This is a genomic window from Pedobacter boryungensis, from assembly GCF_013204825.1.
Taxonomy (GTDB): domain Bacteria; phylum Bacteroidota; class Bacteroidia; order Sphingobacteriales; family Sphingobacteriaceae; genus Pedobacter; species Pedobacter boryungensis.
Window position 1 is genome coordinate 568,596 of sequence record NZ_JABMKV010000001.1, and the last position, 15,439, is coordinate 584,034.

Annotated in this window: 6 protein-coding genes; all 6 read left to right on the forward strand. The window is 39.8% G+C overall.

All coding sequences use genetic code 11. The annotated features are described in order from the left end of the window. The first annotated feature begins 14 nt into the window (after positions 1 to 14). The 6 genes from HQN85_RS02520 (at position 15) to HQN85_RS02545 (ending at position 15,439) form a co-directional block, all read left to right on the forward strand. Complete coding sequence (locus HQN85_RS02520) at positions 15 to 1,541, forward strand: class I SAM-dependent DNA methyltransferase (RefSeq protein WP_173268771.1); 1,527 nt, start codon at positions 15 to 17, stop codon at positions 1,539 to 1,541. 8 nt (positions 1,542 to 1,549) lie between these two features. Beyond that, positions 1,550 to 1,846: a hypothetical protein gene (locus HQN85_RS02525; protein WP_173268772.1), complete on the forward strand. Its 297-nt coding sequence runs from the start codon at positions 1,550 to 1,552 to the stop codon at positions 1,844 to 1,846. Positions 1,847 to 2,560: 714 nt separating this feature from the next. Beyond that, positions 2,561 to 13,072 (forward strand): YDG domain-containing protein, encoded by a 10,512-nt coding sequence (locus HQN85_RS02530; RefSeq protein ID WP_173268773.1) that lies wholly within the window; start codon positions 2,561 to 2,563, stop codon positions 13,070 to 13,072. A 19-nt stretch (positions 13,073 to 13,091) separates the two neighbouring features. Continuing rightward, on the forward strand, positions 13,092 to 14,000 hold the full coding sequence (locus HQN85_RS02535) for a PorP/SprF family type IX secretion system membrane protein (RefSeq protein WP_173268774.1): 909 nt from the start codon (positions 13,092 to 13,094) through the stop codon (positions 13,998 to 14,000). Positions 14,001 to 14,254: 254 nt separating this feature from the next. Then, on the forward strand, positions 14,255 to 14,728 hold the full coding sequence (locus HQN85_RS02540; RefSeq protein WP_173268775.1) for a pyrophosphohydrolase domain-containing protein: 474 nt from the start codon (positions 14,255 to 14,257) through the stop codon (positions 14,726 to 14,728). Positions 14,729 to 14,977: 249 nt separating this feature from the next. Beyond that, on the forward strand, positions 14,978 to 15,439 hold the full coding sequence (locus HQN85_RS02545) for a MaoC family dehydratase (RefSeq protein WP_173268776.1): 462 nt from the start codon (positions 14,978 to 14,980) through the stop codon (positions 15,437 to 15,439).

Sequence of the window (15,439 nt, forward strand, 5' to 3'; positions counted from 1 at the left end):
AATAACAAATTAAAATGACAGAAGCAGCAATCGTATCAAAAATATGGAACCTGGCAAATGTAATGCGCCACGATGGCGTTGGGTATGGAGATTACTTGGAACAGATCACTTATCTGCTATTTCTTAAAATGGTGGACGAGTTAAATAAACCACCTTATAACAGAAACCTGAAACTACCAAGACTTAAAGATGTAGAAGGAAAAGAAGTGGAAGGTGCAGAAGTTTGTTCATGGGAGAACTTAGTTTCAAAAAACGGTGCAGAACTGGAATCGTTTTACATTCAGGCATTACGTTCTTTGGGTACAGAAAAAGGAATGTTGGGACAAATCTATGTAAAGAGTCAGAACAAAATACAGGACCCTTCTAATCTGCAACGCATCATTACCATGATTGGCAAAGAAGACTGGAGTTTGATGGGTGCTGACGTGAAAGGAACGATTTACGAAGGTTTACTGGAAAAGAATGCAGAAGATACAAAATCGGGTGCAGGGCAATATTTTACGCCAAGAGCATTAATTAGAACAATGGTAGCCTGTGTACAACCTAAGCCTATGAAAACTGTTATTGACCCGGCTTGTGGTTCGGGCGGTTTCTTTCTGGCAGCTTATGATTGGTTAACTGAAAACAATAAACTGGATAAAGACGAAAAGATGTTCTTAAAGAACAGTACTTTTCATGGAAATGAAATTGTAGCCAGTACACGCAGAATGTGTTTGATGAATTTATATCTGCATGGTATCGGAGAAATAGATGCAGAACCTTTGGTAAAATCAAACGATGCGTTAATTGCAGCCGAAAGCCAGACTTACGATTATGTGTTGGCCAATCCACCATTCGGCAAAAAGAGCGGGATGACCGTTACCAATGAAGATGGCGATATTGAAAAAGAAGATATCAGCTACAACCGTCAGGATTTTTGGGAAACCACAAGTAATAAACAGTTGAACTTTTTGCAGCACATTAAATCATTAATGAAGATTGATGGTGAAGCGGCAGTTGTTTTACCAGATAATGTGTTGTTTGAAGGTGGTGCAGGAGAAGAAATTAGAAAGCAATTGTTGAAGACAACAGAACTACACACTATTTTACGTTTGCCTACGGGTATTTTCTACGCCAATGGTGTAAAAGCGAATGTATTGTTCTTTAATAACAAGCCCGCTAATAAAGAAGCTTGGACTAAAGAAGTTTGGTTTTATGATTATAGAACTAATGTTCATCATACCCTAAAGAAAAAGCCATTGGCAGAATCTGATTTATCAGATTTCGTTAAATGCTATAACTCTTCCAACATCAATAAGAGAAAAGAAACCTGGAGCGAAGAAAACCCTGACGGTCGCTGGAGGAAATACAGCTACGATGAAATCATTGCCCGCGATAAAACCAGTTTGGATATCTTTTGGGTCAAAGACCAAAGTTTAACAGATTTGGATAATTTGCCGGACCCTGATGTTTTGGCACTGGAGATTATTGATAATATTGAGGCAGGATTGGCAAGTTTTAGGGAGATTGTGAGTGAGCTGGAGAAGAGTGAAGAAGTTTAATTAATATTATGTATATAAAGACGGATCCAACAATCAGTTTTGCTAAATTTAAAGAATTTGTTTTGCCTATCACAAATTTTAAAAGCTTAAATGGAAGAGAATATAAAGTTTTGGGTGTAGAAGATAATATGATGAATTTCATACGTATGTCTAGTGGTAAAAAATGGGCAATGGATTTGATAAAGGTTCATCAAGCTTATTTAGAACTAATGGACTTTAGAACAGAAAATTTCAGACCCTTCGTACCACGAACTCATTCCCCAGCCTTAGGTTTGCTATTGCATTTAGGTTTATTAAAAAGATAAATTCATATAAAATTAAATTAACGCTCTCTCAATTATTACTCTCCTCTTAAAAATAGGGTACTAATTATTGGCATTTAATCTTACTGTGCAAACTGTATAAAGTATAGAACCTCACATACGATTCTGGGAAATGTATCATAAATGTTAGAAAAGCGAGGCTAATCTGCCTTGCTTAATTTCTGTAAAATTTCTATTTTCGGGAAATCGTTCTTTTGTAAGAGAGAACGACTACCAGATAAACGTTAACCAGTGAAAATTATCGCTCTCTCAAGCCGTATAATCGCATCATTGCCCTGTTTGCAGTATCTGCAAATTAAGGGTATTCGCTATGCAATCTACCTAGATAGCAAGCACAAGGAAATAACAAGCCTGGTAATTGCCTACTTCAGCAGAAAGGATAGCTTTGTTTGTGGGAAGCCTGAAGAGCCTCAATTCTTATTTCATTATCAATTTCAATCCCTTTTATAAAAGCATTTCCATATCATCCCTTATCCTCTCAACTCATGACACTTAATCTCAATTACGCTCAATCTTGTTTTTTGCTAGTCAAATCGCAGCCTAGTTAACCAGAATTTTCCGAATGATTAATCCATACATAGGTATCAAGAATGCTTATGCATAAGATTGCTATATGCCTCAACCAACTCGCTTGGTCGAGGTAAGGAAAGGTAATAAACAAACTCTACTCAAAACTCAAACTCCGGACTAAATTATATGATGAACATGATCTCACCAGCTGGTACGCGTACACGTTCCATTAATGCTACGCTATTTATTAAATCAATTAAAAGCCATTCGTTGGCAGTAGTTGCAGGCCTTGTGCTGGCATTGCTTACGTTAACAGATGTTAAAGCGCAAACTCAATTTTGGAGTGATACGTTTGAAGATACTGGTGCGCCAAGTGCAGGTACACGAACATCCTCATATAATCAAGGTGGGGCTGGGCTATCTTCACCTTATACCAGTTACTTTCTACGAACAGATGGAAGTAACATTGTTTTAAACCAGCCTTTTGCCCCCTATACCCAAACAGTTTATTCGGGTATGCAAGGGAGTAAATTTTGGGCTGGCGAAGATACTGACAGGATAGGCACTACAACCACTAATGCAAGCGATAAAATACAAAATATTACTTGGACTGGAATAGATATTAGTGGTAAATCGGGTTTAACATTTAAAGGTTTATTTGCTGCCCTACCAAGCCAAGGTTGGCAAAATAAAAATTCCTTTCCATCTACCTACGATTTTTTGGAAGTAGAATACAATATTGATAATACAGGATGGGTTAGAGCAGGAGGGTTTTATGGTGGAACTGAAGCTGGAACTGGAGGAAATTTAAGAGAAGATACCAATGGTGATATGATTGGAGATGGTACAGAGTTAACGCGTACTTTTGGAGAGTTTAACTGGGCTATTACAGGTACAGGAACTACAATGTCACTTCGTTTTCGCGTAAGCGCAGATGGAGGTAGCACTCAAGAATTTGCGGTTGATAATTTCCGTCTTTTAAATAGTAGTAGTTCTGGTCCGGCAGCAAGTCCAGGAAATGTAGAGTATTTTGAAGGAGCTACAGCAGCTGCACAAACCTTTACCAATGCCACAACAGGGTTGAAGTTCACGCTGGGTAATAAATTGGCAGTGCAAAACTATACGGGTTATGGTGTAAATGCCGCTAATCCACCAGCGGCAACAATAGGTTCTAATTTTTATATTGGCAATGACGGAAATACTGCAGCTGGTCAGGTAAACACCATCAAAACGACTAATAAAACACCATTTGCAGTTAAAACGATGTGGGTTTATCCATCTGCTAATGCAAGCGGTACCCCACCTACAAATGGAGGAACGATTACCTTCACTGGAAAGAAAAACGGAGTTCAACAATATACGTTTACCAAATCTGGAATTTTTCAGACTTCGGTAAGTTTAGGTACCAATTACAATGGCTTTGCCTTAGTTGATTTTAGTACGGGAACAGATAATAGCAATACCTTAATAGATGAGCTTGAAATTACCTTAGGTGGCGGTTTCCAATATATTGCCATAGACAATTTTGCTTTTACCGCAACACCATCCATTACCAATGCTGCGGCAACTTCAGTTGCGGGTACAACGGCAACCTTAAACGCTTCGGTAAATCCATCTAATTTAGCTACAAGTGCCATTAGTTTCGATTACAGTACTTCGCCTACCTTAGCATCGGGTGTGGTGAACGTTGCCGCATCACCTGCCACCTTAACGGCAAGTGCTAGTGCTACTTCAGTTTCGGCAAATATTACAGGCTTAAACGGAAACACCACCTATTATTATCGAGCAAAAGGAACCAATAGTGTGGGTACGAATAATAACTCAGATATACAGAGTTTCACCACGACATCCACAGGTGTGCTTTTATCAACTTCGCCAACTCTAACCTTTACCAATAGCACAGGCATGAGCAGTATGGCTGTTGATGGAAATGGTACTTCGGCAACAATCAGTGATCTAGATCTTCAGATTTTTGCAGGAAATAAAGCGAGTGGAACATATACTGCGGGAACAACAATGAGATGGGAAAATGCTGCTTGGTTTGCTTCTGCAAATGGTTTTAACGGTATTACCCCAGGTCCAGATCCAGGTATCACAAACACTGGTTTCTCGGCATTGGTTATCAAAAGTGCTAGTCAAGCATCAAATTTCTCTTTAAAATCAATTCAAATGCAAGATTGGGGTGCTGTGGGCTCCATCGTATTAACAGGATATGACAATGGCACACCGGTAGGTTCAATCGCTTTAAACATACCTACAAATGGCACTTCATTTACGGCTAATCAAGCAGGGCAATTAACAGCTGCTTTTAATAATATTGATGAAGTAAGGATTTATTCCCCTGCCTCAAACATTTGGATTGGGGTTAACAATATCCAAGTTGGATCTCCAATAAATGCGCCATCAAATTCAGCACCCACCAATATAGCCTTGAGTGCTAGCTCAGTTAACGAAAATGTTGCCGCGAATACGGTTGTAGGTACATTGAGTACCACCGATGCTGACGCTGGAAATACCTTTACCTATTCCTTAGTAGCGGGTACTGGCGATACAGATAACGCAGCATTCAGCATTAGTGGGAATAGTTTAAGCATTAAGGCTTCGCCTGATTTTGAAAATCAAAACAGCTTTAGCATTAGAGTGAGAACAACTGATCAAGGAAACTTAACTTTTGATAAAGTGTTTAACATTACCATTAATAATGTGAATGAAGCACCAAATGGTATTTTCTTTTCTAGTACATCCATTGCCGAAAACGCTGTGGCTAACACAACTGTAGGTACCTTAAGCCCTTCAGATCCAGATCCAGCGGGTGGCCATACTTATTTATTGGTAAGCGGAACTGGCGATACAGATAATGGTTCATTTAATCTATCTGGGAATGCTTTACGTTTTACAGGAGTACCTAATTATGAAGCAAAGAATAGTTATTCGATCAGACTTCGCATCACGGATCAAGATGGGTTAACTTTTGAAAACTCCTATGCGATTACCGTGAGCAATGTGAATGAAGCTCCGGTAGCTGTTACAGATAGCTATAGTGTGAACAACGCAGGAACACTTACGGTTAGTTCGCCGAATATATTAGCTAATGATACAGATCCGGAAAATGATGTATTAACTGCAATATTGGTAACTGGACCAACAAATGGTTCGCTTACATTGAATGCCAATGGAACATTCACCTATACACATAATGGCTCAAATACAACTACCGATTCGTTTACGTATAAGGTTAGTGATGGCAGTTTGCAAAGCAATGTGGTTATGGTGAGTATGACCATCAGTCCAGCGGTAACCGTAACTTCAATTGTAAGGGTTGATGCCCAAACCACAAACGCTACTAGCATTAACTATACCGTTACTTTCTCTGAGTCTGTTACCGGAGTTGATGCAAGTGATTTCACTTTGACAAAAACAGGCACAGCAAATGGTACTATTGGCACGCCTACGGGTTCTGGTACCACCTGGACGGTTCCTATTACTTCAGTTACAGGAGATGGAACTTTCCGTCTTGATTTTACCGGTACAAGGGGTGTAACTCCAAATTTGAATGCAGCCTACCTTTCAGGGCAGGTGTATACGCTAGATCATACAGCGCCAGTGTTAGCAACTGGTTCTTATTTTTCAAACAATGGCTCATCAATCCAATACGCTAAGGTTGGCGATGTGGTGACACTATCTATTGGCTTCAATGAGCCTCTTCAATCTACCACCATTACTATTGGGGGACATACGGTAACGGCTACAGGATCTAACGGAAATAAAAATTGGACAGCTACCTACACCTTAGCTACAGGCGATACAGAAGGCAATGTGCCATGGACATTTGCAGCTACCGATATTGCTGGAAATGTAAGAGCACAATCCAATACAGACTACGGTACAGTTCTGACTTTTGATAAAACAGGTCCTGCAATTAACATCACCCCAACGGCTACTATAGTTGCTCCTGGTGCTAATGCAGCCTTTAGTATAGCGTATGTTGATGCTAACTTTAACACTTCAACGCTTACGTCGAGCAACATTACCGTTAATGCTACGGGTACAGCTACCTATAGTTCTTTAAGCTTAACAGGAAGCGGTTCGGCATATACTGCAACTTTAAACGGAGTAAGTGGATCTGGTACCTTGGGTATTTCAGTTGCAGCGGGTACTGCTACAGATATTCCAGGCAATAGTGCTGGAGCAAGCGCCCCGTCGGCAACTGCGCTAATCGCATCAAATAATGCAGACCTATCGGCATTAACCACAACTGCAACTGGCTTATTACCTACATTTAGCGCTAGTACAGTAGCCTATACAGCTAATGTGCCCTATGCAACTACATCTACTACTGTTACAGCAACTAAGGCTCAAGCTGGTGCAACACTGAAAGTAAGTGTGAACGGAGGGGCCAACGCTACTTTAACTAGCGGTGTTGCCTCTGGTGCTTTAGCACTGAACGTTGGAACGAACACAATAGATATATTGGTAACCGCCGAAAATGGAATAACGAACAAATTATATACACTAACCGTTACTAGGGTGAATTCAGCGCCTACGAATGTAGCCTTAAGTGCAACTGCGATAAACGAAAATGTAGCTGCGAATACGACAATTGGAACGTTAAGTACCACAGATCCAGATGCAGGTAATACTTTTACTTATGCCTTAGTCACTGGAACGGGCGATACCGATAATGCAGCCTTTACCATCAGTGGAAGCGATTTAAAAATCAATGCTTCACCAGATTTTGAAACCAAATCGAGTTACTCAGTGCGCATTAGAACAACAGATCAAAGCGGATTAAGCTTTGAGAAAGTATTTGCCATTGCCATTAACAACCTTAACGAAGCACCAACCGATATTGCCATGAGCTCAAGTTCATTTAATGAAAATATATCAGCTGGGCCTATTGGTTTACTTTCCTCAACAGATCCCGATGCTTCAAATACCTTTACCTATACGCTGGTGTCTGGTACAGGCGATACTGATAATGCCTTATTCTCTATTTTTGCTACAAGTTTGAGAATTACTACCTCACCTGATTTTGAGACCAAAAGCAGTTATTCTGTGAGAGTAAGGTCTACTGACCAAGGGGGCCTAGCCTTTGAGAAAGTATTAACTCTTAGCGTTAACAATGTAAATGAGGTTCCTGTAGATCTATCTTTAAGTGCAACATCAATTAATGAAAATGTGGCTGCAAATTCAACTGTTGGCACTTTAAGTACTATTGATCCTGATGCTGGAAATACCTTCACCTATACCTTGGTCGCGGGTACTGGAAGTACGAACAATGCCGCCTTTACCATTAGTGGCAACAGCTTAAAAATTAATAATTCTCCAGATTTCGAGAACCAAAATAGTTTCAGCATTCGAGTACGTACCACAGATCAGGGTGGATTAAGCTTTGAAAAGGTGTTTAACATTACCATTACTAATGTGAACGAAGCACCAACTGATATTTTCCTAACCCAAACAACGATAGCAGAAAATTCGGCTGCAAACACAACGGTAGGTATTTTAAGTCCAGGTGATCCAGATCCTGCAGGTAGCCACAGCTATTCGTTGGTGTCAGGAACAGGGGATACGGATAATGCATTCTTTACCATTAGCGGTACGAGTTTGAAATTTACTGGTGTACCAGATTATGAAGCAAAAAGTAGCTATTCTATCCGTTTGCGCATTACCGATCAAGACGCATTAACTTACGAAAAGGTAGTTGCCATCACAGTTACTAACGTAAACGAAGCACCGACAAATATTGCTTTAAGCGCATCATCGATTAATGAAAATGTAACGGCAAATTCGGTAGTAGGTACATTAAGTACTACCGATGTAGATGCTGCAAATACTTTCACCTATACCTTAGTGTCAGGAACTGGCGATACTGATAATGCTGCTTTCAACATTAGCGGAAACAGTTTGAAAATATCGGCTTCGCCTGATTTTGAAACCAAATCAAGTTACTCGGTAAGAATAAGAACAACCGATCAAGGTAGCTTAAGCTTTGAGAAAGTAATTGTTATTACCATTAACAATGTAAACGAGGCACCAACTGATCTTGCATTGAGCGCTACGGCTATTAATGAAAACGTGGCTGCTAATTCGACAGTTGGAACTTTGACCACCACAGATATTGATGCTGGAAATACTTTTACCTACACTTTGGTTGCAGGAACTGGTGATACCGATAATGCATCATTCAACATTAATGCAGGTAATTTACGAATTACAGCTTCACCTAATTTTGAAACCAAAAGTAGCTATTCAATAAGAGTTCGTACCACGGACCAAGGTGGCTTAACCTTTGAGAAAGTTTTTGTAATTACCATTAACAACCTAAACGAAGCACCAACTGATATCGCATTAAGTGCATCTTCTATTAACGAGAATGTAACAGCGAATTCAATAATCGGAGCTTTAAGTACCACAGATGTTGATGCAGGAAGTACGTTTACGTATAGCCTTGTTTCTGGAACTGGTGATACTGATAATGCAGCCTTCAACATTAGTACAGGTAATTTAAGGATTACGGCTTCGCCTAATTTTGAAGCGAAAAACAGTTATTCGGTAAGAATTAGAACGACTGATCAGGATGGCTTAACTTACGAAGAAGCTTTTGTGATAATCATTAATAACGTAAACGAAGCGCCAACTAATATCGCTTTAAGTGCTTCATCAATTAGCGAGAATGTAGCTGCCAACTCAACAGTTGGTTCATTTAGTACAACTGATGTGGATGCGGCAAATACCTTTACCTATACCTTGGTGTCAGGAACGGGTGATACCGATAATGCGGCCTTTACGATTAGTAGCAACACTTTAAGGATTTCAGCTTCTCCTGATTTTGAAATTAAGAACAGTTACTCGATCAGAGTGCGTACCACAGATCAGGGAGGCTTAACTTACGATAAGGTTTTCAGCATTGCGATAAACGATGTAACCGAATTGGTATTTAATACTACTGCCTTAAACACTGCAACGGTAGCTGCTGGCTATTCACAACAAATTAATGTAACAGTGGGTGCAAGTCCGTATGCATTTGCAGTTACAACTGGTGCATTACCAACTGGATTAACCTTGTCTACAACAGGTTTGTTAAGTGGTACGCCAACTGCAGGAGGTAATTTTAATTTTACAATTACAGCGACAGATCAAAACAATGTAAGCGCATCATACGCCTATAGTTTAACAGTAGGAGCACCTACCTTGGCTTTAACTGCGTCAGTACCTAACGGAACGGTTAATACAGCATATACACAAACTCTAGCTACTACAGGAGGAACAGCGCCGTATACCTATGCAGTTACAGCGGGCGCCTTGCCTTCAGGCTTAACTCTATCAGCAGCTGGAGTAATCAGCGGTACGCCAACGCTGGGAGGTACGTTTAACTTTACCGTTACAACAACCGATGCGTCTATCGGTACTGGTCCGTACAGCACAACCAAGGCTTATGCACTTGTGATAGACCCTACGGTACAGACCATTACTTTTGCGGCTTCGGCAAGCAAAACGTATGGTGATGCCGATTTCGATCCTGCGGCAACAAGTACCAATTCAAGTATTGGCATTACCTATACAAGTAGTGATCCAACAATTGCTACGATTGTAGCTGGTAAGGTACATATTGTAAAAGCTGGTACGGTGACGATTGCTGCAAACCAAGCAGCAGATGCATCATACACCGCTGCGGTTCAAAAACAACAGACCTTAACCATTAGTCCTAAAACATTAACGGTAGCATTAACTGGAACCGTTAGCAAAACCTATAATAACAGTACATCAGCTACATTAGCGGCAAACAATTTCTCAATTACCGGTAAAGTTGGAACGGATGAGGTAAGCATTGCTATTCCAGTAACGGCTACCTACAACAACAAAACTATAGGTACTGGTAAATTGGTAAGTGTAACTGGTTTAACGCTTGCTGGTGCTCAGCAAGCCAACTATCAACTTGCTTCAACTACTGCAAATGCAGCTATTGGTGTGATCTTGGTAAAACCAGTTACGGTTACGTTGAATGCTGCACCAGTAGTAACTAAAATGTACGATAGAACTACAGGAGCAACGCTGGTTGCACAGAATTATACGCTAGCAGGTATTGAAAGTGGTGATGACGTTGCGGTAACTGGTACAGCAACTTATGATAATCTTAACGTTGGAACAGCGAAGGTAATTACTGCAACGAGCTTGATATTAAGTGGAACAGATAAAGATAATTATAACTTAACTACAGCTTCGGCAACTACAACAGGTAACATTACTGCCAAACCAATTACCTTAGCTTTAAATGCAGCACCAATTGTAACAAAAGTTTACGATGGCTTAACAACTGCTACACTTGTTCCAAGCAACTATACCTTAACAGGGGTACAAACTGGTGATGTGGTTACTGTAACAGGAACGGCTACTTACGATAACAAAACGGTTGGTACAGGTAAGACCATTTCGGTGAACACGTTCGTATTAGCAGGTGCAAACAAAGACAATTATAGTTTAACCACCACTACGGCAACGACAACTGGGGCAATAACCGCTAAACCAATTACCTTAGCTTTAAATGCAAATCCAGCGATTACCAAGGTATACGATGCCACCAATTCGGCAACGTTGCTAGCAGGTAATTACAGTTTAACAGGGGTAACAGGTAATGATGATGTATTGGTGACAGGAACTGCTACCTACAACAACAAAACCGTTGGAACAGGAAAAGTAGTTAATGCGGGTAGTTTTGTGGTAAGTGGAGCAGATAAGGACAATTACAACTTAACCACCACCACAGCAAGCACCACTGGAGACATCACAGGCAAACCAATTACGGTTGCGTTAAATGCTTCACCAGTGATTACCAAAGTCTACGATGGAAATACCACTGCTTCACTGGCTGCTGGCAATTATACCTTAACAGGAGTACAGGTGGGCGATGTAGTTACCGTAACAGGAAGTACTACTTACGATACGAGAACTGCTGGAATAAGGAAAACTGTAACGGCAACTACTTTTGTACTTGCTGGAGCGGATAAAGATAATTACAGCATCAGCACTACCTCAGCAACTACTACTGGAGTTATTACAGCTAAACCAATTACTTTAGCTTTAAATGCAGCACCAATCATTACCAAGGTGTACGATGGAAATAATTCGGCTAGCTTAGTGGCAGGTAACTATAACCTAACAGGTTTGGTAGGAAGTGATAATGTAACCGTTACAGGAACTACTACTTATGATAATGCATTGGCTAATACGGGCAAAACTATTACTGCAACCGCTTTTGTACTAAATGGAACTGATAAGGGCAATTACAACTTAACTACCTCTACCGCAACAAGCACCGGTACTATTACCAAAGCCCCTTTGGTGATTACTGCTGATAATAAAACTAGGGTACAGAATACACCAGATCCTAGCTTTACGGCAAGCTATTCAGGTTTTGTAAATGCAGAAACAAATACTGTCCTTACAACTCAACCAACATTCACCACTACCGCAACACTTTCTTCATTGCAGGGAGATTATCCAATCGTTCCAGCAGGAGCTACTGCCAATAATTATAGCATAAGTTATGTGAATGGTACGTTGACCATTACACCTGGTTCGCCAACAAGCATTACACTTGCACAGGCTACCTTGTTTGAAAACAGACCTGCTGGCACTTCATCAGGTACGTTAAGCAGTACTTCAGATGATCCAAATGCAATATTTGCCTATACTTTGGTAAGTGGAACTGGAGATACTGATAATAACTTGTTTGCTATTGTTGGTTCACAACTGAACACTGCCTCATCATTGAATTATGAACAAAAGGCTAGCTATAGCGTAAGGGTGCGCAGTACAACGCAATATGGTTTGAGTTTAGAGCGTGTGTTAAATATTGCATTGAGCGATGTGAACGAACAGCCTACCTTAAATGATATCACCAGCCAAGTATTGTGTGCTGATGGGGATAGAAAGACGATCAATTTAACAGGTATTAGTGCTGGACCAGAAACTAGTCAAACGACCAGCTTAACAGTTACAAGTACCAATGCTTCCTTATTTAGTGAACTTGCGGTAACCAATGCAGGTGTACTTACCTATAAAACAGCAAACGGACGAAGTGGATCAGCTACAGTAACAGTGACCGTGAAAGACAATGGCGGAACGAATAATGGCGGTGTAGATAGCTATACCAGAAGTTTCACCATTACGGTAAATCCTCTCCCAGTTGCAGATATTACAACTGATGGTGGTAAGATCACTTTGTCTAAAGGAGAAACTTTGACGCTTAGAGCTAGTGGAGGTACAACCTATAACTGGACAAATGCTCCTGGAATTGTTGGAGCAAGAAATGGCAATGAGCTTAACATTAGACCAGAAGCTACAACCACTTATACGGTAGAAGTAATTTCTGCAAGTGGATGTAGTGTGACTAAATCAATTACCATTACGGTAAACGAAGATTTTGTAGTAGTTAAAGGAACAAACCTTTTAACACCAAATGGTGATGGAAAGAATGATCGCTTTGTGATCAAGAACATTGATATGTATCCTAATAACACAGTTAAGATTTACGATCGTGCTGGAAGGTTATTATTTAGCAAAGTAAATTATACCGATCAGTTCGATGGTACCTTCCAAGGTTCGCCACTTGCAGAAGATACGTATTACTATATTGTTGATTTTGGCCCAACTAAGCTTAAGTTAAAAGGATTTATAACCATTGTAAGAGACTAACCTCAAAAAGACGATTAAGATGAAAACAAATAAAAATATCATAGTTATACTGTTAACAGTTCCATTCTTATGGGCTGTTAACAGTCAAAAGGTAAAGGCACAGCTCAATCCACTGGGTATGTTATATTACAGTAATCAATACCTTGGCAATCCGGCAATGGCAGGAGTGGATGAGGGGCTCAATATCAATTTGGGACATCGCCAACAGTGGAGTGGTGTTCCAGGGGCTCCATCTACACAAGCGCTAACGGCAGAATATGGCAAGAACAAGGTAGGACTTGGTTTAAATTTGAATAATGATGTAGCAGGACTATTGAAACGCACCAGAGTTGCAGCAACTTATGCCTATCATCTTCCTTTAAGTGATAGTCAGAAATTACACTTTGGAATTTCATTGGGCATGATGTATGAGAGAGTAGAAAATGAGATGATTGATGGTGATCCTACCGACGCAAGTCTTGGTAAATTTGCAAGAAAGGAAAACTACTTTGATGGCGATTTCGGAGTGGCCTACACCTCTAATGGTCTAACCATTCAAGGTGCAATTCCCAACTTACAACAGTTTATAAAAAAAGAAACGAATTTTAAATCAGTAGATAAATCTACTTTTCTTACTGCAGTGAGCTATTATTGGACTCTTGATCCACAAAACAATGCATCGCTGGAGCCAAAGGTTACTTTTAGAGGGGTGAAAGGTTATCACAACATTGTTGATGTAGGTGTTAATTTGGGTCTTGTAGAAGATAAAGTAAGCATAATTGGCATATACCACAGCTCAAAGAGTGCTACTTTCGGTTTAGGTTCAACCTATAAATCTTTTTTCTTAATGGGGATGTATACCACCGAAACAGCTGCGTTAAGATCTTACGTAAATGGAGAGTTTGAATTGTCATTGGGCTACAAATTTGCTAAAAACGTAAAAAAATAAATCTCACAAGTAGAGATATAGCCACAGTTTAAGACAGTTGATTGTTCTTAGGCTGTGACTTTTTTCTAAGGAAATTTGTAAAATAATAGTTGTCAACTGACAGCCGCTATTTCGTACTTCATTTTACAATGAACGAAATTAATATTGCTTCATAGATAGGATAGTCTTTTGTTGATATCAATTTACATGTTGATAATAAAATTTGCCCTTCCCTGTAAATAATTTAAACTTCGTAGCTCAAACCAAAACAAAAAATGGAAGATTTAAATGCATTGAGCCAAGTTGCCGAATTTCACAAAACCTTTAAACACCCTATCCTAGAACAGGCAACCATTCCACCTGTAGAAAGAAGTCAGCTAAGGATTGATTTAATTGCTGAGGAATTAGAAGAGTTGCAAGAGGCGGTTAATCAGGGTAACCTAGTGGAGGTTGCAGATGCACTTTGCGATTTACAATATGTATTGGCAGGTGCAGTATTAGAATTTGGATTAGGTGCACAGTTTAAGACTTTGTTTGATGAAGTTCATCGTTCGAACATGAGCAAAGCTTGCAAAACGGTAGAGGAAGCGAATGAAACCATTGCACATTATAAAGCAAATGGAAATGTGGATGCTTATTACAAAGAAATTGATTCATTGTTTTTGGTGTATAGGAATGGGGATCATAAGACTTTAAAGTCGGTTAATTACTCGCCTGCAGATTTAAAGGGCTTGTTGGGGAATCAGTAATGGTTTTTAAGTCCTTGTCATTCCGACTTTGGAGGAATCTGTTTAATGCCCTTCGACAGGCTCAGGATGAAATAGGACTGTGTGGCAGGGGTCATCCTCGCGTAGGCGGGGATCCTAAAGCTATAGGAATTAGCATTACGATTGCCAGTCAAGCTGGCAATGACGCATGGCGGCCAAAAACAAGGGATGCGAAAACAAACAAAATATAATTTAAAATGTTAATTTAGCCTATCACACAAGCTAAATTATATGTTAATAGTTAACAACTACGAAGAATTCGAATCTCATTTAGGTAAGGAACTGGGTATCTCTCAATGGCATACCATTACGCAACAACAAATCAATTTGTTTTCTGATGCTACCTTAGATCATCAATGGATTCATACCGATCCAGAAAGAGCAGCTACAGAAGGTCCATTTAAAGGAACTATTGCACACGGTTATTTAACGCTTTCACTCATTCCATATTTATGGAAACAAATTGCTGATATCCGTAATATTAAAATGGAGATCAACTATGGGATTGAGAGTTTCAAATTCGGTCAGGCAGTAGTTGTAAATAGTGAAGTGCGATTAAAAGCAAAGCTAAAAAGTATTGCAAATTTAAGAGGAATTACTAAGGTTTCAATTGAAGCAGAATTAGAAATTAAAGACCTGCCGAAACCAGCCTATACTGGTGCTGTACAATTCTTGTATCACTTTAATTCTTAA